This window comes from Enterobacter cancerogenus (genome assembly GCF_019047785.1).
Classification (GTDB): Bacteria; Pseudomonadota; Gammaproteobacteria; order Enterobacterales; family Enterobacteriaceae; genus Enterobacter; species Enterobacter cancerogenus.
The window spans coordinates 3,246,369-3,269,318 of record NZ_CP077290.1 but is presented as its reverse complement, the minus strand read 5'-3'; the positions used below and the strand labels follow the sequence as shown (position 1 = coordinate 3,269,318).

The window sequence follows — 22,950 nt, the reverse complement described above, 5'->3', positions numbered from 1 at the left end:
TATACCTGAAGAAAGGACTTTTGATGCTTTTAGCAACAGCACTGTTAATTATTGGTTTACTTTTGGTGGTCTACAGTGCTGACCGTTTGGTGTTTGCCGCATCAATCCTGTGCCGGCTGTTGGGCGTCCCGCCTATCGTCATTGGGATGACGGTGGTCAGCGTCGGAACCTCTCTTCCGGAAATTATTGTTTCAGTCTCGGCATCGCTGCATGGCCAGGTTGATCTGGCGATTGGCACGGCGATTGGCTCAAACATCGTCAACATTTTACTCATTTTAGGCTTAGCCGCCCTGCTGCATCCATTTCGCGTACATTCTGATGTTCTGCGCCGCGAACTGCCGCTAATGTTAGTCGTAAGCCTGCTGGCTGGCTACGTGCTGCATGACGGCGTGTTGAGTATTGATGACGGCATTTTCCTGCTCGCGCTGGCCGCGATTTGGCTGCTGTATAGCGTTAAAATTGCCCGTAACGCCGAGAAACAAGGAAATGACACCCTCACGCGCGAGCATGTCGCTGAACTGCCGCGTGAGGGGACGCTACCCGTCGCCCTGCTGTGGCTGGGCGTCGCGCTGATCATCATGCCAATGGCCACGCGTATGGTGGTGGATAACGCGACCGTGCTGGCGAATTACTTCGCGATGAGCGAACTGACAATTGGCCTGACGGTGATCGCCATCGGGACCAGCTTGCCGGAACTCGCCACCGCCATTGCGGGCGCGCGTAAAGGCGAAGATGATATCGCGATAGGCAATATCATCGGCTCGAACATTTTCAATATCGCGATTGTCACGGGATTGCCGGCGCTGATCGCGCCGGGGCCGTTTAACCCGATGGTCTTCTCGCGCGATTACGGCGTGATGCTGCTGGTGAGCGTGATATTTGCCCTGCTCTGCTGGCGCAAGCAGCGACAGATTGGTAAAGGCGCAGGCGCGCTGCTGACGGGTGGTTTTATCGTATGGATGGCGATGCTGTACTGGCTTTCGCCTCTTCTCTCTGGGTAAACGGAAACGCATTATGTCGCAAATAGAATTGCAGCCGGGTTTTGACTTTCAGAAAGCAGGTAAAGACGTTCTGGAGATTGAACGTGAAGGCCTGGCGCAGTTAGATCAGTACATTAATCAGGATTTTAGTCTGGCCTGTGAGAAGATGTTCTACTGTGCCGGTAAAGTCGTGGTGATGGGTATGGGCAAATCCGGCCACATTGGGCGCAAAATGGCGGCGACTTTTGCCAGCACCGGCACCTCGTCCTTTTTTGTCCATCCTGGTGAAGCCGCACACGGCGACCTGGGTATGGTCACGCCGCAGGACGTCGTGATCGCCCTGTCGAACTCGGGCGAGTCCAACGAGATTTTAGCGCTGATCCCGGTTCTGAAGCGGCTGCAGGTGCCCCTGATTTGCATGACCAGCCGTCCGGAGAGCAGCATGGCGCGCGCCGCCGATATCCACCTGTGCGTGAAAGTACCGAAAGAAGCCTGCCCGCTGGGTCTGGCACCGACCTCCAGCACCACCGCGGCGTTAGTCATGGGCGACGCGCTTGCCGTTGCGCTACTGGAAGCACGCGGCTTTACGCCCGAAGATTTCGCCCTTTCTCATCCCGGAGGCGCGCTGGGGCGTAAGCTGCTGCTGCGGGTCAACGATATTATGCACACCGGCGACGAGATCCCTCACGTAAGCAAAGAGGCCTCGCTGCGCGATGCGTTACTGGAAATCACGCGAAAAAATCTGGGCATGACGGTTATCTGCGATGACCTGATGAAAATCCAGGGGATCTTCACCGATGGCGACTTGCGCCGCGTGTTTGATATGGGTGTGGATGTCCGCACGCTGGGCATTGCCGACGTCATGACGTCAGGCGGCATCCGCGTGCGTCCCGGCACGCTGGCGGTTGAAGTGCTCAACCTGATGCAGTCCCGTCATATTACCTCAGTGATGGTTGCCGATGGCGACCAACTGCTGGGTGTGGTACATATGCATGATCTGCTGCGCGCGGGCGTAGTGTAATGAAGGATAAGACAATGAGTAATGCGGGTGCATCCCTTGCAACCTGTTATGGCCCGGTCAGTACCCACATGATGGCAAAGGCGGAAAATATTCGCCTGTTGATCCTTGATGTGGACGGTGTGCTCTCCGACGGCCTGATTTATATGGGCAATAACGGCGAAGAGCTGAAAGCATTTAACGTACGCGACGGCTACGGCATTCGCTGTGCCCTCACGTCAGGCATTGAAGTTGCTATCATCACAGGACGGAAAGCTAAACTGGTAGAAGATCGCTGCGAAACGCTGGGGATTACCCATCTCTATCAGGGGCAGTCTGACAAAATGATGGCCTTCAGGGATTTACTGGGGAAACTGGCTGTCGCGCCGGAAAACGTTGCCTACGTGGGCGACGATTTGATTGACTGGCCGGTCATGTCAGAGGTGGGGCTGAGTATCGCCGTTGCCGACGCCCATCCGCTGCTTATTCCGCGCGCTGACTATGTTACTCACATTAACGGTGGCCGCGGTGCCGTACGTGAAGTCTGCGATCTGCTTCTGCTGGCGCAGGGCAAGCTTGATGAGGCCAAAGGGCAATCGATATGAGTAAAACCAGACGTTGGGTTATCATTCTGCTGACGCTTGTCGTACTGGTACTGATTGGCGTGAATCTCGCTGACCGTGACGATACGCAACCGGATACGGTCAACACAAGCGATCCAACCTACAAAAGCGATCACAGCGATACCGTGGTATATAGCCCGGAAGGTGCGCTGAACTATCGCCTGATTGCCCAGCACGTTGAATATTTCTCAGATGATGGGGTCTCGTGGTTTACCAAACCGGTGATGACCACTTTTGATACGGATAAAGTCCCGACGTGGTCAATCAAGTCTGACCGCGCAAAACTGACGAATGACCGTATGCTTTATCTGTATGGCCATGTTGAGGTCATCGCCCTGACCGCTGATGCTCAACTGCGCAGAATCACCACGGATAACGCCCAGATCAACCTGGTTACCCAGGACGTGACATCTCAGGATCTGGTCACATTGTACGGCACGACATTTAATTCCAGCGGTTTGAGAATGCGCGGGAACTTACGCAGCAAAAACGCCGAGCTGATTGAAAAGGTTAGAACCTCCTATGAAATTCAAAACAAACAAACTCAGCCTTAAAGTACTTATCGCCAGCGCACTGCTGGCCGCCAGTCTTCCCGCGCTCGCTGTGACTGGTGATACCGAACAGCCGATCCATATCGAGTCTGACGCCCAGTCGCTTGATATGCAGGGTAACGTCGTCACCTTTACGGGCAACGTCGTCATGACCCAGGGCACCATTAAAATTAACGCCGACAAAGTGGTGGTCACCCGCCCTGGCGGCGAGCAGGGTAAAGAGATCATTGATGGTTACGGCAACCCTGCCACCTTCTACCAGATGCAGGACAACGGCAAACCGGTAAAAGGCCGCGCCTCGCATATGCATTACGAGCTGGCGAAGGATCTGGTTATCCTGACCGGTAACGCCTATCTGGAACAGCTGGACAGCAACATTACCGGCGACAAGATCACCTACCTGGTGAAAGAGCAGAAAATGCAGGCCACCAGCGAGAAAGGGAAACGCGTCACCACCGTGCTTGTGCCTTCGCAGCTGCAGGACAAAGGCAAAGGCCAGGCCCCGGCACAGAAGAAGAGTAACTAATTCGTTATGGCAACATTAACTGCTAAAAACCTCGCGAAAGCGTATAAAGGCCGCCGCGTCGTCGAAGATGTCAGTCTGACCGTCAACTCCGGCGAAATTGTGGGCCTGCTTGGCCCTAACGGTGCAGGTAAAACCACCACCTTCTACATGGTGGTCGGTATTGTGCCGCGCGATGCAGGTAACATTATCATCGACGATGAAGACATCAGCCTGCTGCCGCTGCACGCGCGTGCACGCCGTGGTATCGGCTACCTGCCGCAGGAAGCGTCAATCTTCCGTCGCTTAAGCGTCTTCGATAACCTGATGGCCGTGCTGCAGATCCGTGACGATCTGACCAGCGAGCAGCGCACCGACCGTGCGAACGAGCTGATGGAAGAGTTCCACATTGAACATCTTCGCGACAGCCTCGGTCAGGCGCTCTCTGGCGGTGAACGTCGCCGCGTTGAGATTGCACGTGCGCTGGCCGCTAACCCGAAATTCATCCTGCTGGATGAACCTTTCGCGGGCGTTGACCCCATTTCCGTTATTGATATCAAACGCATTATTGAGCACCTGCGCGATAGCGGGCTTGGCGTACTTATCACTGACCATAACGTCCGTGAAACGCTGGCCGTCTGCGAACGCGCCTACATTGTTAGCCAGGGCCATCTGATTGCCCACGGTACGCCGCAGCAAATCCTCCAGGATGAGCATGTTAAGCGCGTGTACCTTGGGGAAGACTTCAGACTCTGATAGGGTAGAGGCAACGTAGCGCCGAACCGGAGAAAAATGCTCTGAATATGAAGCAAGGTTTGCAATTAAGGCTGAGCCAGCAACTGGCGATGACGCCGCAGCTCCAGCAGGCGATCCGTCTGCTGCAGCTGTCCACGTTAGAACTTCAGCAGGAGCTCCAGCAGGCGCTGGACAGCAATCCGTTGCTGGAGCAAACCGATCTTCATGACGAGGTAGACACCCAGCAAACGCAAGACGCAGAAATGCTCGACACCGTTGATGCGCTCGAACAAAAAGAGATGCCGGACGAGCTTCCGCTGGATGCCAGCTGGGATGAACTCTACACCGCCGGTACCCCTTCCGGAACGCGTGCAGACTACCAGGACGACGAGCTGCCGGTCTACCAGGGCGAAACCACCCAGTCTCTGCAGGATTACCTGATGTGGCAGGTGGAGCTTACGCCGTTCTCCGATACCGATCGCGCCATTGCGACCTCCATTGTCGATGCCGTGGATGACACAGGCTATCTGACCGTCACGCTGGACGACATTCTGGAAAGCATCGGCGACGAAGACGTTGAGCTGGAAGAAATTGAAGCCGTGTTAAAGCGCATCCAGCGCTTCGACCCGGTCGGTGTGGCGGCGAAAGATCTGCGCGACTGCCTGCTGATCCAGCTTTCGCAGTTCGCCAAAGAGACGCCGTGGATTGACGAAGCCCGCTTAATCATCAGCGATCATCTGGATCTGCTCGCCAACCATGATTTCCGTTCGCTGATGCGCGTCACGCGTCTGAAAGAAGAGGTGCTGAAAGAGGCGGTGAATTTAATTCAGTCCCTCGATCCGCGTCCCGGCCAGTCGATCCAGACCAGCGAACCGGAATACGTGATCCCTGACGTGCTGGTGCGAAAGCATAACGGTCGCTGGGTGGTTGAACTGAATTCAGATAGCATCCCTCGTTTGCAAATTAACCAGCAGTACGCCTCCATGTGCACCAGCGTTCGCAACGACTCCGACAATCAATATATTCGTAGCAACCTTCAGGAAGCGCGATGGTTGATCAAAAGTCTGGAGAGCCGAAATGATACGCTGCTGCGCGTAAGCCGCTGTATTGTCGAACAGCAGCAGGCGTTCTTCGAGCAGGGCGAAGAATTTATGAAGCCGATGGTGCTGGCAGATATCGCCCAGGCCGTCGAGATGCATGAATCAACCATTTCCCGCGTGACCACGCAGAAGTATCTGCACAGTCCGCGCGGTATTTTTGAGCTTAAGTATTTCTTCTCCAGCCATGTGAATACCGAAGGCGGCGGCGAAGCCTCGTCAACGGCAATCCGTGCACTGGTGAAGAAGTTGATCGCCGCGGAAAACCCCGCGAAGCCACTGAGCGACAGTAAGTTGACCACCCTTCTCTCCGATCAGGGTATTATGGTGGCTCGTCGTACCGTTGCGAAGTACCGAGAGTCTTTATCCATTCCGCCGTCTAACCAGCGTAAACAGCTGGTCTGACTCAACCGATAAGGAAGACACTATGCAGCTCAACATCACTGGACAAAACGTCGAAATTACTGAGGCCCTGCGCGATTTCCTGAACACGAAGTTCGCGAAATTAGAGCAGTATTTCGAAAGGATCAACCAGGTCTATATTGTGTTGAAAGTGGAGAAAGTGACTCATATCTCGGATGCCACCCTGCACGTAAACGGGGGTGAACTGCATGCGAGTGCGGAAGGGCAAGACATGTACGCGGCTATCGACGGCTTGATTGATAAGCTTGCACGACAGCTCAATAAACATAAAGATAAACTGAAACAACACTAATTGTCCGGGCAGTTAACGGGTGCAGGAAGGCCTGTTGTGAAACACAACAGGCCGTTTGTACAGTTAGCGCTTAGGTGAAATTATGATGAACAACGATTCCGCTCTTCAATTGAGCAATGTCCTGAACCAGGAATGTACCCGCAGTGGCGTTCACTGCCAGAGCAAGAAACGTGCGCTGGAGATTATCAGTGAGCTGGCCGCAAAGCAGTTGGGCCTGCCGCCGCAGCTGGTATTTGAAGCGATTCTGACCCGTGAAAAAATGGGCAGTACCGGTATCGGCAACGGCATCGCGATCCCGCACGGCAAGCTGGAAGAAGACACCCTGCGTGCCGTCGGCGTGTTTGTGCAGCTCGAAACGCCCATCGCGTTCGATGCCATTGATAATCAGCCGGTCGATCTCCTCTTCGCCCTGCTGGTGCCTGCCGATCAGACGAAAACCCATCTGCATACGCTGTCACTGGTTGCTAAGCGACTGGCCGATAAAACCATTTGCCGTCGACTGCGCTCAGCCCAAAGTGATGAGGAGCTGTATCAAATTATCACTGAAGCAGAAGGCAATCAGGATGATGCATAACCGGGAGATGGCCTTCACATCTGTTGCCCTGAGGAGAAACGGAACATGGTGTTGATGATCGTCAGCGGTCGTTCAGGGTCGGGGAAATCCGTCGCCCTGCGCGCGCTGGAAGATATGGGCTTTTACTGCGTAGATAACCTGCCGGTGGTGCTCTTGCCCGAGCTGGCTCAAACGCTCGCGGACAGGCAGATCTCGGCGGCAGTGAGTATCGACGTCCGCAACATGCCAGAGTCGCCGGAAGTGTTTGAGCAGGCGATGAGCAACCTGCCGGAGGCTTTCTCGCCTCAGCTGCTGTTCCTTGACGCCGACCGTAACACGCTGATCCGTCGCTACAGCGACACGCGTCGTTTGCACCCGCTCTCCAGTAAAAACCTCTCACTGGAAAGCGCCATCGATCAGGAGAGCGACCTGCTGGAGCCGCTGCGTTCCCGCGCCGACCTGATTGTCGACACCTCCGAAATGTCCGTCCACGAGCTGGCAGAGATGCTGCGTACCCGTCTACTGGGAAAACGCGAGCGTGAACTGACAATGGTGTTCGAATCCTTCGGCTTTAAGCACGGTATTCCGATCGATGCGGATTATGTCTTCGACGTGCGCTTCCTGCCGAACCCCCACTGGGATCCCAAACTGCGTCCTATGACCGGTCTGGATAAGCCCGTCGCGGCGTTCCTCGACAGACACACAGAAGTTCACAATTTTATCTACCAGACGCGAAGCTACCTTGAGCTATGGTTACCTATGCTGGAGACCAACAACCGTAGCTACCTGACGGTGGCGATTGGCTGTACCGGCGGTAAACATCGCTCGGTTTATATTGCCGAGCAGCTGGCCGATTACTTCCGCTCACGCGGCAAGAACGTTCAGTCCCGTCATCGCACGCTGGAAAAACGTAAAACATGACCGTAAAACAGACCGTTGAGATCACCAATAAGCTGGGTATGCACGCCCGTCCGGCGATGAAGCTGTTTGAACTGATGCAGGGCTTTGACGCAGAGGTGCTGCTGCGCAACGATGAGGGGACCGAGGCAGAAGCCAACAGCGTAATTGCGTTGCTGATGCTGGATTCTGCCAAAGGTCGTCAGATCGAGGTGGAGGCCACCGGTCCACAGGAAGAGGAAGCGCTGGCCGCGGTGATTGCCCTGTTTAACGCCGGGTTTGACGAAGACTAACCCTCAGCGCAAAGGCGGGTGGCGCGATGCTGCCCCGCCCTACATCAGCTTGTTACGCTCCATAAACCCTTCCCCACCCAGCTGGCGCATCTGACGCATGATCCACGCCTGACGGCTGCGCACATACCCTGTCGGCGCGTTTGCTTTAAAGCGGATCGGATTCGGCAGGACGGCAGCCAGCAGCGCCGCTTCAGACATACTTAACCGGCTTGCGGGCTTATTGAAATAACGTTGTGAAGCGGCCTCCACGCCAAACACGCCGTCACCGAATTCTGCGATATTGAGATAGACGGTCAAAATGCGCTTTTTGCTCCAGACCGTTTCAATGCCCAGCGTCAGCCCGGCCTCCAGCCCTTTTCTCACCCAACTACGGCCATCCCACAAAAAGAGATTTTTCGCGGTTTGCTGCGATATCGTCGATGCGCCGCGCACCCGGTTCTCATGGCGTTCGTTATGAGCAAGCGCCTTTTCGATCGCCGCCACGTCAAAACCCCAGTGCTCCGGGAATTTCTGATCTTCTGCCGCCATCACCGCCAGCCCCATCCACGGCGAAATCGACTCCGTGCTCACCCAGTCAGCGTGTGCAACGTAGCCAAAATCCCCGGTGAGCCAGGCACTCAGCTGCCGTTCGACCATGACGGCGGAGAAAGGCACCGGTACGATGCTGAACAGGGCAATCCCGCCGCCCCAGAATACCGCCAGCACCACCACGATGCGCATCAGGATGCGTTTCACCCATGCGCCTGCTCCCCATTTGCGCTTCATTCGCTCAGAACCAGCACCCGGTCCACCAGCTTATCAATGCCCGTGGCGGCCTCAGCGATACTCTGCGCCAGCATGTACGCGGGCGTGGTGATAATCTTGTTCTCTTCATCGACCACGATGTCGTCCACCGGGCAAGGAACATGTTCGCCCCCCATCTCTTCAATAAGGTCGGCCGTATCGATATCGGTCCCGATGGTCAGACGCAGCGGGAAATCAAAGATTTTCGGCAGCATCGCGGGCGCAATACAGATAAAGCCCAGCGGTTTACCCGCCGCATGCATTGCCCTGGCGAGGGAGCGTAAATCGGGATCGACATGGCACTCCGCCCCCTGGGCAGCAAAGGTGCTGAGATTTTTGGCCGCACCAAAGCCTCCCGGCACGATTAACGCGTCGAGCTGTGCCGCGTCTGCCTGCCCCAGCGGATGAATATCCCCGCGGGCGATGCGCGCCGCTTCAATCAGCACGTTACGGCTTTCCGCCATCGGTTCGCCGGTGAGATGATTGATCACATCCGCCTGGCTTTTATCCGGCGCGAAGCAGACCACCTCCGCGCCCTGGCGGGAGAGCGCCAGAAGGGTTAATACCGCTTCATGGATCTCCGACCCGTCGTAAACACCGCAGCCACTCAGCACGACACCTATTTTTTTCATCTTGAGGATCCTTCTTTGCAACGTACTGAAGCACATTAATAATTTTGATTAAAACGCTATGCTTCACACATTTCACTGATTCATGTAACAAATCATTTAAGATTTGCTATCTTATCTGCGTGCGGCCTAAATATTCAGGCGGCGTCCATGCGAAAACAACACAAAAAATCCGGCGCAGCCACGATTTCCCTGGTGTTGGCGCAGTATTCGCGCACCCCGGTTAAGCCGGGGTCATTTTTTTCTGGCGTCCACCCAGGCTTTCAGCACCGCCACATCGTTTTGCCACTCCTGTTTCATCTCTTCAACCCATTCAGCCACATTATCTTCCCAGGCAGGAAGATCCGGCGACTGGATCTGCTGGCCAAGCTGCTGCAGATGGCGCAGGCCGACCGAACCGGCGGCACCTTTGATTTTATGCCCTTCCTCGACAATGCCTTTTTGATCCCGCGCGGTCAGGTTGGACTCGAGCACGCTCAGATAGCCCGGCATCATTTTCTCAAATATGGCCAGGCCATCGGTAATCAGCTTAGGTCCGACCAAATCGATATACTGCTCCAGCATGGCAGTATCCAGTATCGTTTGGGCTTTCGCGCTATCAACAGACGTCATGGTGCTCTCCTCTTCATCTCGGGTATCCCAGAACTTCTTGATCATGGCGGTCAGGGCAGGCACCGCCAGCGGCTTGCTGAGCACATCATCCATACCGGCATCGAGGTACTCTTTTTTATCCTTCAGCACGTTCGCCGTCAGCGCAACCAGCGGCGGCAGATCTTCCGCCGCATAGGTGCGGGTCAGCTCGCGGGAGATATCCAGGCCGGTCATGTCCGGCAACTGGATATCCAGCAGAACGAGGTCATATTCCCCCGGTGTGAACATCTCCAGCGCGGCTTTACCGGTCATGGCGACGTCCACGCTGTTACCGAGTTTCTCCAGCACCGAGCGGGCGACAATCACGTTCAGCTCGATGTCTTCCACCAGCAGAACGTGCAGTGCCGGCAGCGGCATATCGTCACTTTCAAACGTGTCTTCAACCTCTTCGGCCACCGCTGGGGCATGGACCGTCAGGGTGAAGGTCGAGCCTTTACCCGGCTGGCTGGAGACGGTGATATCTCCTCCCATGCTCTTCGCCAGACGTTTTGAGACGGCCAGACCAATGCCGGTACCCGTCGCGGGCTTGCCGCCCTGGCTGTCTTTGACCTGATAATACATAGCAAAGATTTTATCCTGCTCCTCCTGCGGGATGCCGATCCCCGAGTCTTCTACCTCAAAGCGCAGCATATCCCCTTCTTCATTGCGAATACGCACCGCGACCCGGCCCCCGTGCGGGGTAAATTTCACCGCGTTGCTGATGAGGTTCCACAGGATCTGCCGCAGGCGTGTGCCGTCCGTCACCACTTTGTGCGGCAGCGGCAGGGTTGGCTCCATCACGAAGCTCAGCCCTTTTTGCTGCGCCTGAAGGCCGGAGAGGTTTTCCAGGTCTGCCAGGAAGCCGGTGAAGTCTACCGGCTGGTTATCGAGCTGCACCTTGCGGCGCTCCATCTTATCCATGTCGATAATATCGTTGAATATATTGCCCAGCGTAACCGCCGAAACGTGGATCGTTTTAAGGTATTTTTCCTGCTCAGCGGTCAGGTCGGTGTCGAGCAAGATACGGCTCAGCCCCACAATACCGTTGAGCGGCGTACGCAGCTCGTGGCTGATGGTGGAGATAAAGGTGGTCTTATCGCGGCTGGCGCGTTCCAGTGCGTCCTGATAGCGCTTACGCTCGGTGATATCGCGGCCAAAGCCCATCAGACCGTGACGTTTACCCACGCGGTCGTAGTACGGCACCTTGCGGATCTCAAAGCAGGCCTTACGCCCGTCCGGGTAGTCTAGCCACTGTTCGTAGGTCAGTGAGACGTTGTGGCGGAACACCTTTTCGTCGGTCTCCATCACCTTGGCGGCCGCCTCTTCGGAGTAAACATCCTGCGGCTTCAGGTTTACCAGCTGTTTTTCGCTTTTCCCGGTCAGCAGCTCCATCGCGCGGTTACAGCCGGAGAACTCTTTATCTTCGTTTCGGTAGAACACCAGATCTGGCGAGGCATCAAGGAAAGAGCGCAGGAAAGAGGATTGCTGCTCGAGCTGGATCTGCGTGACTTCGCGCTCCTTCATCTCAATTTTGAGCTGCTCAAGCGTGGTCTGACGCTCGGCTTCGGCCTTCTCGCGGTCAGTAATTTCCTGATTTAACTGGGCGATATTGTCTTTGAGCTGGACGTTGAGCTTAAGATCGCGCTCGCGCATCTCCTCCAGCTTATCAACCAGCTTTGACAGGCGCTGGCGAGACTCCTCCAGTTGTTCCACCACCACAGAGAGGAAATAGACCGCCCACGGCGTAATTAACAGGCCAAAGAAAATGGAGCGGATGACGTCGATGCTCTCGACCTGGCCATGCAGAACCATGGTCACGGCCATTTGCACCACAATTGCCAGGACGACCAGTGCCAAAGCCAGCAGCATGGAGAAACGCACCAGCCCGAGCTTCATCATCAGATCGACGTAATACTGGGCCAGCATTCGAATTTGCTTCATAGAGGATCCCTTCACGACGTTATCGCTCAATAATACTCAAATTCGCGGCGAGGCGTGGAAGGTTGTGAGAAAAAGTGCGGGGTGAAACAGGAGATTAGCCTCGCTCCCGGGGATCCGGGAGCGAGAAAGCCGCGTTATCAGGAGCGTCTTAGCAACATCCAGAGACTGATCAGCAAGAAGCTGGCGCTTGGCAGCAACGCACCGATAATGGGCGGGATGCCGTAAACCAGCGTCAGCGGACCAAAGATCTGGTCAAGCACGTAGAACACGAAGCCAAAGCTGATCCCGGTGACCACGCGCACGCCCATCGGCACGCTACGCAGCGGGCCGAAGATAAACGACAAGGCCATCAGCATCATTACCGCCACCGACAGCGGCTGGAAGATTTTGCTCCACATGTTGAGCTGATAGCGCCCGGCATCCTGGCCACTCGACTTCAGGTACTTGACGTAGTTATGCAGGCCGCTGATGGAGAGCGCATCAGGATCAAGCGCCACCACGCCCAGCTTGTCCGGCGTCAGGTCGGTTTTCCAGGTGCCAGTGACCGTCTGCGTACCGGTGATTTGCTTCGGATCGGTCAGGTTTGATTCATCCACCTGCGAAAGACGCCACTGTTTGTGCTCAGCGTCGAACTTCGCAGACGAGGCGTGACGAACCGACTGCAGGCGGCGCTCGTTGTTGAACGCATAAATGCTCACCCCGCCCAGCTCGTCGTCACCTTTCACACGTTCGATATAGACGAAGTTGTTGCCGTCTTTCGCCCACAGCCCCTGCTGCGTTGAAAGCAGCGAGCCGCCGTACATGGCCTGCGCACGATAGTTACGCGCCATCTGTTCGCCCTGCGGCGCGACCCATTCGCCAATCGCCATGGTCAGCAGCACCAGCGGAATCGCGGTTTTCATTACCGACAGCGCAACCTGCATACGGGTGAAGCCTGACGCCTGCATCACGACCAGCTCGCTGCGCTGTGCCAGCATCCCCAGCCCCAGTAGCGCCCCCAGCAGGGCCGCCATCGGGAAGAAGATCTGCACGTCTTTTGGCACGCTGAGCAAGGTATACATCCCCGCGCCCATCGCGTCATAGTTGCCCTGGCCGGCTTTTTTCAGCTGATCGACAAATTTGATAATGCCCGAGAGCGACACCAGCATGAAAAGCGTCATCATGATGGTGGTAAAAATCGTTCTACCGATATAGCGATCAAGAACGCCAAATGCCTGCATTAGATGGCTCCTTTACGCGTAAAACGGGCGCGGATCCTGCGCACAGGCACCGTATCCCATAAGTTAAGCCCCACTGCCAACAACAGATACAGACCATTGACCACCCAAGTCCAGATGGCCGGATCGATCTTACCTTTGCCACCGTTAGACTTAATCGAGGTTTGTAACAGGAAGAACACCAGGTAGAGCAGCATGGCGGGCAGCATGGAGAGCACGCGCCCCTGACGTGGGTTCACCACGCTCAGTGGCACCACCATCAGCGCCATCATAAACACCGTGAAGACCAGAGTGATACGCCAGTGCAGCTCAGCGCGCGCGCGGTCGCTGTCTGTGGCGATCAGGGTACGCATGTTCATCTGTTCGGTATCAGTGGGGTCGAGCGCAACGGTCTGATGACCGACAATCGCCTGATAGTTCTGGAAATCGGTAATGCGGAAGTCGCGCAGCATCGCCGTGCCTTCAAAACGTGTGCCTTTATTGAGCGTCACGACCTGAGAGCCATCTTTACGCTGCGACAGTTGGCCTGAGTCCGCCACCACCACGGAGGGGCGAGCGTTACCTTTTGGGCGCAGCTGAGCAAGGAAGACATCGTTAAACCGGTTGCCATTCACGCTTTCGATAAACAGCACAGAGTTGCCGTCGCTGGCCTGCTGGAACTGCCCTTGCGCTAACGCGGCGAGTCCCGGGTTGGCTTTCGCTTCGGCCAGCACCTCATCCTGATGCCGGGAGGAGGCGGGCCCCGCCCACATCACATTCACGGCAGCAATAATACCGGTGAACAGTGCCAGCACCATGGCTGCCTTAACCAGCACGGCTTTACTCAAGCCGCAGGCGTGCATCACCGTAATTTCACTTTCGGTATAGAGCTTACCGAGCGTCATCAGCAGGCCGAGGAAAAGGCTTAACGGCAGGATCAGCTGCGCCATTTCCGGCACGCCTAACCCCAGCAGGGAAAGCACCAGATTCGTTGGGATTTCGCCGTCAACCGCCGCGCCGAGGATCTTGACCAGCTTCTGACAGAAAAAGATCAGAAGAAGGATAAAGAGGATCGCCAGTTGGCTCTTCAGCGTCTCCCGCACCAGATATCTTATGATTATCACTTTAAATACGCCCGTAAAAACTCGTCTTTTGCAGGAATTTAGCTTGTTTCATGGCTTAAACGTCATTTATTCTCTTGAGTCGTCGAAATCATCGCTAAGATTAAAAAACCCGGCGGAATCGCGATACAGCTCATTACATGACGTGTCGAAACCGTAGTAACGTAAGATTAACACGAAGTCACCACAACCGCGGACATGAGTTACGAAAGGTTTCAATTCTATCCGTAGCAGCCGTCGTTGTCTTTAAGATTCAGGAGCGTAGTGCATGGAGTTCAGTGTAAAAAGCGGTAGCCCGGAGAAACAGCGGAGTGCCTGCATCGTTGTGGGCGTCTTTGAACCACGCCGACTCTCCCCCATCGCCGAACAACTCGATAAGATCAGTGACGGCTATATCAGCGCCCTGCTGCGCCGTGGCGAACTGGAAGGCAAACCTGGGCAGACGCTGTTGCTGCACCATGTTCCGAACGTACTGTCTGAACGTATTCTGCTGATTGGCTGCGGTAAAGAACGCGAGCTGGATGAGCGTCAGTATAAGCAGGTCATTCAAAAAACGATAAATACGCTGAATGATACCGGCTCGATGGAAGCCGTTTGCTTCCTGACCGAACTGCACGTTAAAGGCCGCAACACCTACTGGAAAGTACGCCAGGCCGTCGAGACCGCAAAAGAGAGCCTCTACAGCTTTGATCAGCTGAAGACCAACAAAAGCGAGCCGCGTCGCCCGCTGCGTAAAATGGTCTTTAACGTCCCTACCCGCCGCGAGCTGACCAGCGGCGAGCGCGCTATCCAGCACGGTCTGGCAATTGCCGCCGGGATCAAAGCCGCAAAAGATCTGGGTAATATGCCGCCAAACATCTGCAACGCTGCATATCTCGCCTCTCAGGCTCGCCAGCTGGCTGATGCTTACAGTAAAAACGTTATTACCCGCGTCATCGGCGAGCAGCAGATGAAAGAGCTGGGCATGCATTCATATCTGGCGGTCGGTAACGGCTCCCAGAATGAGTCCCTGATGTCGGTCATCGAATATAAAGGCAACCCGTCCGAGGACGCGCGTCCTGTGGTGCTGGTGGGTAAAGGCCTGACCTTTGACTCCGGCGGTATCTCCATCAAGCCTGCCGAAGGCATGGACGAGATGAAGTACGATATGTGCGGCGCGGCAGCGGTATACGGCGTCATGCGAATGGTCGCCGAGCTCCAGCTCCCGATTAACGTTATCGGCGTACTGGCAGGCTGTGAAAACATGCCTGGTGGCCGCGCCTATCGTCCGGGTGACGTGCTGACCACCATGTCCGGCCAGACCGTTGAAGTGCTAAACACCGACGCCGAAGGCCGTCTGGTGCTGTGCGACGTGCTGACCTATGTGGAACGCTTCGAACCTGAGGCGGTTATCGACGTGGCAACCCTGACCGGTGCCTGCGTCATCGCGCTGGGCCACCACATCACCGGCCTGATGTCGAACCATAACCCGTTGGCGCACGAGCTGATCGGGGCGTCCGAGCAGGCTGGCGACCGCGCATGGCGACTGCCACTGGCCGACGAGTTCCAGGATCAGCTGGAATCCAACTTTGCCGATATGGCGAACATTGGCGGCCGTCCTGGCGGAGCGATTACCGCAGGCTGTTTCCTGTCACGCTTCACCCGCAAGTACAACTGGGCGCACCTGGATATCGCAGGCACCGCGTGGCGCTCCGGTAAGGCCAAAGGCGCAACCGGTCGTCCGGTCGCGCTGCTGTCGCAGTTCCTGCTGAACCGCGCGGGTTTTAACGGCGACGAGTGATGTTAAACGCCGGGTGGCGGCTTCGCCTTACCCGGCCTACAACGTCGCTCAACCGTAGGCCGGGTAAGCGTAGCGCCACCCGGCTTTGCATTTAAATCCACGACAAGAAGCCCCATATATGAAGAATGCAACGTTCTACCTTCTGGACAATGACACACAACAGGACGGCCTCAGCGCCGTAGAACAACTGGTGTGTGACATTGCCGCAGAACGTTGGCGCGCAGGCAAACGCGTGTTGATTGCCTGTGAAGATGAGCAGCAGGCGATTCGCCTTGATGAAGCGCTGTGGGCACGCCCGCCGGAAAGTTTTGTCCCGCATAACTTATCGGGTGAAGGGCCACGCGGCGGTGCGCCGGTTGAAATTGCCTGGCCGCAAAAGCGCAACAGCAGCGCGCGCGATATTCTTATCAGCCTGCGGATAGACTTTGCAGATTTTGCCACCGCTTTCACAGAAGTGGTAGACTTTGTCCCTCACGAAGAATCTTTGAAACAACTGGCGCGCGAACGCTATAAAGCGTACCGCCTGGCCGGTTTTAACCTGAATACGGCAACCTGGAAATAATGGAAAAGACATATAACCCACGCGATATCGAACAGCCGCTTTACGAGCACTGGGAACAGCAGGGCTATTTCAAGCCTAACGGCGATGAAAGCAAAGAGTCCTTCTGCATCATGATCCCGCCGCCGAACGTCACCGGCAGTTTGCATATGGGTCATGCTTTCCAGCAAACCATCATGGACACCATGATCCGCTACCAGCGCATGCAGGGTAAAAACACCCTGTGGCAGGCGGGGACTGACCACGCGGGTATCGCGACCCAGATGGTGGTTGAACGTAAAATTGCCGCTGAAGAAGGTAAAACCCGCCACGACTACGGTCGCGACGCGTTCATCGACAAAATCTGGCAGTGGAAGGCAGAATCCGGCGGCACCATTACCCGCCAGATGCGTCGTCTCGGCAACTCCGTGGACTGGGAGCGCGAGCGCTTCACCATGGACGAAGGCCTCTCCAACGCCGTGAAAGAAGTGTTTGTCCGTCTGTATAAAGAGGACCTGATTTACCGTGGCAAACGCCTGGTGAACTGGGACCCGAAACTGCGCACCGCCATCTCTGACCTGGAAGTGGAAAACCGCGAGTCAAAAGGCTCGATGTGGCACATCCGCTATCCGCTGGCCGACGGCGCAAAAACCGCAGACGGTAAAGATTACCTGGTGGTCGCTACCACCCGTCCGGAAACCCTGCTGGGCGATACCGGCGTGGCCGTTAACCCGGAAGATCCACGTTACAAAGATCTGATCGGTAAATTCGTGGTCCTGCCGCTGGTTAACCGCCGTATTCCGATTGTGGGCGACGAACACGCCGACATGGAAAAAGGCACCGGCTGCGTGAAAATCACCCCGGCGCACGACTTCAACGACTACGAAGTGGGCCGTCGTCACGCCCTGCCGATGATCAACATCCTGACCTTCGACGGTGACATCCGCGAAAGCGCGCAGGTCTTTGACACGAAAGGCGAAGAGTCTGACGTTTACTCAAGCGATATCCCGGCCGAGTTCCAGAAGCTGGAGCGTTTTGCCGCGCGTAAAGCCATCGTCGCTGCCGTTGACGCGCTGGGCCTGCTGGAAGAGATCAAGCCTCACGATCTGACCGTGCCGTACGGCGACCGTGGCGGCGTGGTAATCGAACCTATGCTGACCGACCAGTGGTACGTGCGTGCCGACGTGCTGGCGAAACCGGCCGTTGAGGCGGTTGAGAATGGCGACATTCAGTTCGTGCCGAAGCAGTACGAAAACATGTACTTCTCCTGGATGCGTGACATTCAGGACTGGTGTATCTCCCGTCAGCTGTGGTGGGGCCACCGTATTCCGGCGTGGTATGACAACGACGGCAACGTCTACGTTGGCCGCACCGAAGACGAAGTGCGTCAGGAAAACAACCTGGGCGCTGACGTTGCCCTGCGTCAGGACGAAGACGTGCTGGATACCTGGTTCTCCTCCGCGCTCTGGACCTTCTCTACCCTCGGCTGGCCGGAAAATACCGACGCGCTGCGTCAGTTCCACCCAACCAGCGTGATGGTATCCGGCTTCGACATCATCTTCTTCTGGATCGCCCGCATGATCATGATGACCATGCACTTCATCAAAGATGAAAACGGCAAGCCGCAGGTTCCGTTCCATACCGTCTACATGACCGGCCTCATCCGTGACGACGAAGGCCAGAAGATGTCCAAATCCAAGGGTAACGTTATCGACCCGCTGGATATGGTCGACGGTATTTCGCTGGAAGAGCTGCTGGAAAAACGTACCGGCAACATGATGCAGCCGCAACTGGCCGAGAAGATCCGCAAGCGCACCGAGAAGCAGTTCCCGAACGGGATTGAGTCTCACGGTACCGATGCACTGCGTTTCACCCTGGCGGCGCTGGCCTCTACCGGCCGCGACATCAACTGGGACATGAAGCGTCTGGAAGGTTATCGCAACTTCTGTAACAAACTGTGGAACGCCAGCCGTTTCGTGCTAATGAATACCGAAGATCAGGATTGCGGCTTTAACGGCGGCGAAATGACGCTGTCGTTGGCTGACCGCTGGATCCTGGCGGAATTCAACCAGACGGTGAAAGCCTTCCGTGAGGCGCTGGACAGCTACCGCTTCGACATCGCGGCAGGCATCCTGTACGAATTCACCTGGAACCAGTTCTGTGACTGGTATCTGGAGCTGGCGAAGCCGGTGATGAACGGTGGATCCGAAGCCGAGCTGCGCGGCACGCGCAACACGCTGATCACCGTACTGGAAGGACTGCTGCGCCTGGCGCATCCGGTCATCCCGTTCATTACCGAAACCATCTGGCAGCGCGTGAAGCTGATTGCAGGCATTGATGCCGACACCATCATGCTGCAGCCGTTCCCGGAATTCGATGCTGCGCGCGTTGATGAAGCCGCCGCTGCCGATACCGAATGGCTGAAGCAGGCGATTGTTGCCGTGCGTAACGTTCGTGCAGAAATGAACATCGCCCCGAGCAAACCGCTGGAACTGCTGCTACGCGGCTGCAGCGAGGCTGCCGTTCGTCGCGTGAACGAAAACAGCACCTTCCTGAAAACCATGGCGCGTCTGGAAAGCATCACCGTGCTGCCTGCCGATGACAAAGGTCCGGTTTCTGTGACCAAAATCATCGACGGTGCGGAGCTGCTGATCCCGATGGCGGGTCTTATCGACAAAGACGCCGAGCTGGCGCGTCTGGCGAAGGAAGTGGCAAAAGTCGACGTGGAAATCGGCAAAATCGAAAGCAAACTGGCGAACGAAGGCTTTGTCGCCCGCGCGCCGGAAGCGGTCATCGCTAAAGAGCGTGAGCGTCTGGTTGCTTTCGCAGATGCGAAGACCAAACTGATTGAGCAGCAGGCGGTTATTGCAGCCCTGTAATGCTTTTACCCCTTACGCTTCAGGGCGTAAGGGGTTTCCTTCCTGAAAACTCCTCGCTTGCACTCCCCTTGCTCCAGTGCTATTAACAGCACCTGTGTGTCAATTTTTGTCATGAGTAATGCTATGAGCGTGATTGCCCCCGTCGCGACGACGATGCGTCGTATCACTGAACAGGACAACCCGGCTATCGCCGCCGTTATCCGCACCGTTTCCGCCGAATATGGCCTTACGGCCGATAAAGGCTACACCGTAGCCGACCCCAATCTTGACGAACTGTTCCAGCTTTACAGCCAGCCGGGCCACGCCTACTGGATCATTGAGCAGGCAGGCAAAGTCGTGGGCGGTGGCGGCGTGGCGCCTTTGACCTGCAGCGAGCCGGATATCTGTGAGCTGCAGAAGATGTACTTTCTGCCCACCATTCGCGGCCAGGGGCTGGCGAAAAAGCTGGCGCTGGTTGCGCTTGAACACGCCCGCGCAGAAGGCTTCACCCGCTGTTATCTTGAAACCACCGCGTTCCTCAAAGAGGCCATTGGCCTGTATGAACATCTGGGCTTCGAGCATATCGATGCGCCGCTGGGCTGCACCGGCCACGTTGATTGCGAAGTCAGAATGCTGAAAAGTCTGTAATTCCCGTTCCTGCCGCCTTCTGTTAAGCGGCTGTAAACTGAATGCTCTACACTCTCAGTTCACACCATAACGGGGGAAACACGATGTCGAAGATAAAAAGCTACGCCGCACCGCAAGCGGGTGCAGAACTTGAACTGTACGAGTACGATGCGGGCGAACTGAAAGCTGAAGACGTCGAGGTACAGGTGGATTATTGCGGGATCTGCCACTCGGATCTCTCCATGATCGACAACGAATGGGGCTTCTCGCAGTATCCGCTGGTCGCCGGTCACGAAGTGATTGGCCGCGTGGTCGCGCTCGGTACCGCCGCGCAGGATAAAGGGCTGAAGGTTGGCCAGCGTGTTGGCATCGGCTGGACCGCACGCAGCTGCGGTCACTGTGATGCCTGTATCAGCGGCAACCAGATCAACTGCCTTGAAGGCGCCGTGCCAACCATCGTGAACAGAGGCGGTTTCGCCGATAAACTGCGCGCCGACTGGCAATGGGTGATCCCGCTGCCGGACAGCATTGATATCGAATCCGCAGGCCCGCTGCTGTGCGGCGGTATTACGGTATTTAAACCGCTGCTGATGCACCACATCACCGCCACCAGCCGCGTGGGCGTGATTGGTATCGGCGGTCTGGGCCATATCGCCATCAAGCTGCTGCACGCCATGGGCTGCGAAGTGACGGCGTTCAGCTCTAACCCGTCAAAAGAGCAAGAAGTGCTGGCAATGGGCGCGGATAAAGTCGTAAACAGCCGCGATCCGCAGGCGCTGAACGCGCTGGCGGGCCAGTTTGATCTGATCATTAACACCGTCAACGTCGATCTCGACTGGCAGCCGTACTTTGAAGCGCTGGCCTACGGCGGCAACTTCCACACCGTTGGCGCGGTGATGAAGCCGTTACCTGTCCCTGCGTTTACGCTGATTGGCGGCGATCGCAGCGTTTCAGGCTCCGCCACCGGTACGCCTTTTGAACTGCGCAAGCTGATGAAGTTTGCCGGACGCACTAAAGTGGCGCCAACCACCGAGCTGTATCCGATGTCGAAAATCAACGAAGCCATTCAGCACGTGCGCGACGGCAAAGCCCGCTACCGCGTGGTATTGAAAGCGGATTTTTAATGTAAACAGGCCGGGTGGCGGCATCGCCCTACCCGGCCTACACCCGGTTTTGTAGGCCCGGTAAGCGTCGCGCCACCGGGCTTTTTCGCTACTGCGCCAGGGCTTTAAACACCTCCGCCACCGCTACCGCTCCCGGGTCCATCACGCCATCCAGATTCTCTTGATTAACATACGACGAGCGCCCCGCGCCGGCTTTCGCCATTTTGGCCGTTGCCTCCGCGCCCTGCTGTGCGGCCTGCGCCACGGCCTGAAGATCGCCTTTCAGCAACGCCTCCAGCGCCGGTTGCAGCGCGTCGATCAGGGTGCGATCGCCCAGATCCGCACCACCGTACTGCTTCATCTGCCCCAGGCCGCTCAGCAGCGCTTCCGGTAATGCCTGGCCTTCATCCAGCTTCTGCCCGGCAGCGGTAAAGAAGATCGACATCAATACGCCGCTCGATCCGCCCATCACCGTGGCAAGGCGCTCGCCCACCAGCGAGAGCAGGGTCGGCAGGTCGTTCAGCGGAAGTGTGTTCTCTTCCAGACGTTGCGCAATATCCCGGGCGCCCTGCGCAAAGGTGGAGCCGGTATCACCGTCGCCCACTTTTGCATCCAGCGCATTGAGGTGGTTCTCCAGCTGGATCAGCGTGCTCGTGACCGAGGAGACAGCCTTTCCGACCTGCGGGTTCGCTGACGGGGTATATTCCACGCGATCGTGAAGGGCGCTGTGCGCAACGGTACGCACTGGCGCAAACGCCACCGGTTTCTGCCAACCGAGCGTTTCAACGTCGGCATGCAGCGCTTTTTCGAACAGATCGTTGAGCTTGAGCAGCGTCAGCGAAAATCCCTTCATATCCAGCGCACTCACCAGCGGCGCGGGGCCAATCAGACAGTCGATGTTTTCTTTAAGGGCTGAATGCGCCAGCTCTTTGGTTAATTGCGCCATCTCCAGCGCCGAGACGCCGCCAAGGTTGTTAATGAGCACCGCAAAGCGCCCCTCGCCCGCCTTCGCGATAAGCGGCGTCACCAGCATCTCGATAATCGCTTTGCTGTTTTGCGTGTCGACAACGGACGCCCCCGGCTCACCGTGAATACCCAGCCCCAGCTCCACATGGCCTTGCTTAATGCGCCCCTCTTCATCATCATCGCTGCCCGGCAGGTTGCAGGTTTGCATCGCCACACCCAGGCTCCAGAGGTTATCGCAGGCCTGCTGCGCAATCTCCCGGACTTCACTCAGCGGTTTGCCCTGCTCCGCCGCATAGCCCGCAATTTTATGCACCAGCACCGTACCCGCAATGCCGCGCGGCTGTTTGTTATCCGGCAGGGCGATATCGTCCGCCACAATGACCATCTCAACGTTCAGCCCGTAGCGTTTCGCTTTCTCCGCCGCCAGGCCAAAGTTCAGCCTGTCACCGGTATAGTTTTTTACGATCAGCAAACAGCCCTGCTCACCCGTCACCGCCACAATGGCATTCAGCACGGCATCCACGCTCGGCGAAGCAAACACGTCGCCGCACACTGCCGCCGTTAACATCCCCTTGCCGACAAACCCGGCGTGTGCCGGTTCATGGCCTGAGCCTCCACCGGAGATCACCGCCACGCGGCTTTTGTCCCAGTCGCCGCGAGCCACTACGCGAATAGCCGGATCGATATCCAGTTTGACGAGGTTAGCGTGCGGAGCCGAAAGCAGTATGCCTTCAATAGCGTCGTTGACCAGCTGTTTGCGGTCATTAAAAAAGAATCTGGACATAGCTTCCCAAAATTTTGTTTAACGTATGAAAAAGCATAGTCTGCGCTGGAT

The 22,950-nt window shown here is 56.5% G+C and carries 22 protein-coding genes; 16 read left to right on the top strand and 6 right to left on the bottom strand.

The genetic code is table 11. The features are described from left to right. The first annotated feature begins 23 nt into the window (after positions 1-23). From I6L58_RS15460 to npr, 11 genes are all read left to right on the top strand, one after another. Positions 24-1,001, top strand: coding sequence for a calcium/sodium antiporter (locus I6L58_RS15460; protein ID WP_088208450.1), 978 nt, complete (start codon positions 24-26; stop codon positions 999-1,001). A gap of 13 nt (positions 1,002-1,014) precedes the next feature. Continuing rightward, positions 1,015-2,001 carry an arabinose-5-phosphate isomerase KdsD gene (gene kdsD, locus I6L58_RS15455; RefSeq protein WP_006178784.1) on the top strand — a complete coding sequence of 329 codons (987 nt, stop codon included), beginning with the start codon at positions 1,015-1,017 and terminating at the stop codon, positions 1,999-2,001. Between the two features lie 14 nt (positions 2,002-2,015). Beyond that, on the top strand, positions 2,016-2,582 hold the full coding sequence (gene kdsC / locus I6L58_RS15450) for a 3-deoxy-manno-octulosonate-8-phosphatase KdsC (protein WP_058609399.1): 567 nt from the start codon (positions 2,016-2,018) through the stop codon (positions 2,580-2,582). After that, positions 2,579-3,154 carry an LPS export ABC transporter periplasmic protein LptC gene (gene lptC, locus I6L58_RS15445; protein ID WP_006178786.1) on the top strand — a complete coding sequence of 192 codons (576 nt, stop codon included), beginning with the start codon at positions 2,579-2,581 and terminating at the stop codon, positions 3,152-3,154. Before kdsC ends, lptC begins: the two co-directional genes overlap by 4 nt. Beyond that, entirely contained in the window at positions 3,123-3,677 is a 555-nt protein-coding gene (gene lptA, locus I6L58_RS15440) for a lipopolysaccharide ABC transporter substrate-binding protein LptA (protein ID WP_006178787.1), read from the top strand. The genes lptC and lptA overlap by 32 nt, the downstream gene beginning before the upstream one ends. Before the next feature lie 6 nt (positions 3,678-3,683). Then, the gene (gene lptB / locus I6L58_RS15435) at positions 3,684-4,409 is read left to right on the top strand and encodes an LPS export ABC transporter ATP-binding protein (RefSeq protein WP_006178788.1); all 726 of its coding nucleotides are present in this window, start codon (positions 3,684-3,686) and stop codon (positions 4,407-4,409) included. Between the two features lie 47 nt (positions 4,410-4,456). Next, a complete protein-coding gene (gene rpoN, locus I6L58_RS15430; RefSeq protein ID WP_088208449.1) occupies positions 4,457-5,890 on the top strand; it encodes an RNA polymerase factor sigma-54 in 1,434 nt (477 codons plus the stop codon). A gap of 22 nt (positions 5,891-5,912) precedes the next feature. After that, on the top strand, positions 5,913-6,200 hold the full coding sequence (gene hpf / locus I6L58_RS15425) for a ribosome hibernation promoting factor (RefSeq protein WP_006178790.1): 288 nt from the start codon (positions 5,913-5,915) through the stop codon (positions 6,198-6,200). Positions 6,201-6,282: 82 nt separating this feature from the next. Next, complete coding sequence (gene ptsN, locus I6L58_RS15420) at positions 6,283-6,774, top strand: PTS IIA-like nitrogen regulatory protein PtsN (RefSeq protein ID WP_006178791.1); 492 nt, start codon at positions 6,283-6,285, stop codon at positions 6,772-6,774. Between the two features lie 45 nt (positions 6,775-6,819). Beyond that, the gene (gene rapZ / locus I6L58_RS15415; RefSeq protein WP_006178792.1) at positions 6,820-7,674 is read left to right on the top strand and encodes an RNase adapter RapZ; all 855 of its coding nucleotides are present in this window, start codon (positions 6,820-6,822) and stop codon (positions 7,672-7,674) included. After that, entirely contained in the window at positions 7,671-7,943 is a 273-nt protein-coding gene (gene npr, locus I6L58_RS15410; RefSeq protein WP_003861872.1) for a PTS phosphocarrier protein NPr, read from the top strand. The genes rapZ and npr overlap by 4 nt, the downstream gene beginning before the upstream one ends. Positions 7,944-7,982: 39 nt before the next feature. Here the strand turns inward: npr and mtgA are convergent, their stop codons facing one another. From mtgA to lptF, 5 genes are all read right to left on the bottom strand, one after another. Continuing rightward, the gene (gene mtgA / locus I6L58_RS15405) at positions 7,983-8,708 is read right to left on the bottom strand and encodes a monofunctional biosynthetic peptidoglycan transglycosylase (protein ID WP_088208448.1); all 726 of its coding nucleotides are present in this window, start codon (positions 8,706-8,708) and stop codon (positions 7,983-7,985) included. Further along, positions 8,705-9,358 carry an isoprenoid biosynthesis glyoxalase ElbB gene (elbB, locus tag I6L58_RS15400; RefSeq protein ID WP_088208447.1) on the bottom strand — a complete coding sequence of 218 codons (654 nt, stop codon included), beginning with the start codon at positions 9,356-9,358 and terminating at the stop codon, positions 8,705-8,707. The genes mtgA and elbB overlap by 4 nt, the downstream gene beginning before the upstream one ends. 231 nt (positions 9,359-9,589) lie before the next feature. Further along, complete coding sequence (gene arcB, locus I6L58_RS15395) at positions 9,590-11,926, bottom strand: aerobic respiration two-component sensor histidine kinase ArcB (protein ID WP_006178795.1); 2,337 nt, start codon at positions 11,924-11,926, stop codon at positions 9,590-9,592. Positions 11,927-12,063: 137 nt separating this feature from the next. Continuing rightward, entirely contained in the window at positions 12,064-13,146 is a 1,083-nt protein-coding gene (lptG, locus tag I6L58_RS15390; protein ID WP_006178796.1) for an LPS export ABC transporter permease LptG, read from the bottom strand. Then, positions 13,146-14,246 carry an LPS export ABC transporter permease LptF gene (lptF, locus tag I6L58_RS15385; RefSeq protein ID WP_088208446.1) on the bottom strand — a complete coding sequence of 367 codons (1,101 nt, stop codon included), beginning with the start codon at positions 14,244-14,246 and terminating at the stop codon, positions 13,146-13,148. Before lptF ends, lptG begins: the two co-directional genes overlap by 1 nt. A 265-nt stretch (positions 14,247-14,511) precedes the next feature. Between lptF and pepA the strand changes: the two genes are divergently transcribed. From pepA to ahr, 5 genes are all read left to right on the top strand, one after another. Further along, the gene (gene pepA, locus I6L58_RS15380) at positions 14,512-16,023 is read left to right on the top strand and encodes a leucyl aminopeptidase (RefSeq protein WP_042322124.1); all 1,512 of its coding nucleotides are present in this window, start codon (positions 14,512-14,514) and stop codon (positions 16,021-16,023) included. A 118-nt stretch (positions 16,024-16,141) separates the two neighbouring features. Further along, entirely contained in the window at positions 16,142-16,585 is a 444-nt protein-coding gene (holC, locus tag I6L58_RS15375; RefSeq protein ID WP_006178800.1) for a DNA polymerase III subunit chi, read from the top strand. Continuing rightward, positions 16,585-19,440 carry a valine--tRNA ligase gene (locus tag I6L58_RS15370; protein WP_088208445.1) on the top strand — a complete coding sequence of 952 codons (2,856 nt, stop codon included), beginning with the start codon at positions 16,585-16,587 and terminating at the stop codon, positions 19,438-19,440. Before holC ends, I6L58_RS15370 begins: the two co-directional genes overlap by 1 nt. A 123-nt stretch (positions 19,441-19,563) precedes the next feature. Further along, on the top strand, positions 19,564-20,067 hold the full coding sequence (locus I6L58_RS15365; RefSeq protein ID WP_042322128.1) for a GNAT family N-acetyltransferase: 504 nt from the start codon (positions 19,564-19,566) through the stop codon (positions 20,065-20,067). Positions 20,068-20,150: 83 nt separating this feature from the next. Then, entirely contained in the window at positions 20,151-21,170 is a 1,020-nt protein-coding gene (gene ahr, locus I6L58_RS15360; RefSeq protein WP_006178803.1) for an NADPH-dependent aldehyde reductase Ahr, read from the top strand. 88 nt (positions 21,171-21,258) lie between these two features. On the opposite strand, the gene I6L58_RS15355 is transcribed toward ahr, so the two are convergent. Beyond that, positions 21,259-22,899, bottom strand: coding sequence for a glycerone kinase (locus I6L58_RS15355; protein WP_088208444.1), 1,641 nt, complete (start codon positions 22,897-22,899; stop codon positions 21,259-21,261). Positions 22,900-22,950: the final 51 nt, after the last annotated feature.

Excerpts from the sequence above, each read along its gene's own strand:
- I6L58_RS15460 (WP_088208450.1), top strand. The coding sequence starts at position 24 with ATGCTTTTAGCAACAGCACTGTTAATTATTGGTTTACTTTTGGTGGTC.
- kdsD (WP_006178784.1), top strand. The coding sequence starts at position 1,015 with ATGTCGCAAATAGAATTGCAGCCGGGTTTTGACTTTCAGAAAGCAGGT.
- kdsC (WP_058609399.1), top strand. The coding sequence starts at position 2,016 with ATGAGTAATGCGGGTGCATCCCTTGCAACCTGTTATGGCCCGGTCAGT.
- lptC (WP_006178786.1), top strand. The coding sequence starts at position 2,579 with ATGAGTAAAACCAGACGTTGGGTTATCATTCTGCTGACGCTTGTCGTA.
- lptA (WP_006178787.1), top strand. The coding sequence starts at position 3,123 with ATGAAATTCAAAACAAACAAACTCAGCCTTAAAGTACTTATCGCCAGC.
- lptB (WP_006178788.1), top strand. The coding sequence starts at position 3,684 with ATGGCAACATTAACTGCTAAAAACCTCGCGAAAGCGTATAAAGGCCGC.
- rpoN (WP_088208449.1), top strand. The coding sequence starts at position 4,457 with ATGAAGCAAGGTTTGCAATTAAGGCTGAGCCAGCAACTGGCGATGACG.
- hpf (WP_006178790.1), top strand. The coding sequence starts at position 5,913 with ATGCAGCTCAACATCACTGGACAAAACGTCGAAATTACTGAGGCCCTG.
- ptsN (WP_006178791.1), top strand. The coding sequence starts at position 6,283 with ATGATGAACAACGATTCCGCTCTTCAATTGAGCAATGTCCTGAACCAG.
- rapZ (WP_006178792.1), top strand. The coding sequence starts at position 6,820 with ATGGTGTTGATGATCGTCAGCGGTCGTTCAGGGTCGGGGAAATCCGTC.
- npr (WP_003861872.1), top strand. The coding sequence starts at position 7,671 with ATGACCGTAAAACAGACCGTTGAGATCACCAATAAGCTGGGTATGCAC.
- mtgA (WP_088208448.1), bottom strand. The coding sequence starts at position 8,708 with ATGAAGCGCAAATGGGGAGCAGGCGCATGGGTGAAACGCATCCTGATG.
- elbB (WP_088208447.1), bottom strand. The coding sequence starts at position 9,358 with ATGAAAAAAATAGGTGTCGTGCTGAGTGGCTGCGGTGTTTACGACGGG.
- arcB (WP_006178795.1), bottom strand. The coding sequence starts at position 11,926 with ATGAAGCAAATTCGAATGCTGGCCCAGTATTACGTCGATCTGATGATG.
- lptG (WP_006178796.1), bottom strand. The coding sequence starts at position 13,146 with ATGCAGGCATTTGGCGTTCTTGATCGCTATATCGGTAGAACGATTTTT.
- pepA (WP_042322124.1), top strand. The coding sequence starts at position 14,512 with ATGGAGTTCAGTGTAAAAAGCGGTAGCCCGGAGAAACAGCGGAGTGCC.
- holC (WP_006178800.1), top strand. The coding sequence starts at position 16,142 with ATGAAGAATGCAACGTTCTACCTTCTGGACAATGACACACAACAGGAC.
- I6L58_RS15370 (WP_088208445.1), top strand. The coding sequence starts at position 16,585 with ATGGAAAAGACATATAACCCACGCGATATCGAACAGCCGCTTTACGAG.
- I6L58_RS15365 (WP_042322128.1), top strand. The coding sequence starts at position 19,564 with ATGAGCGTGATTGCCCCCGTCGCGACGACGATGCGTCGTATCACTGAA.
- ahr (WP_006178803.1), top strand. The coding sequence starts at position 20,151 with ATGTCGAAGATAAAAAGCTACGCCGCACCGCAAGCGGGTGCAGAACTT.
- I6L58_RS15355 (WP_088208444.1), bottom strand. The coding sequence starts at position 22,899 with ATGTCCAGATTCTTTTTTAATGACCGCAAACAGCTGGTCAACGACGCT.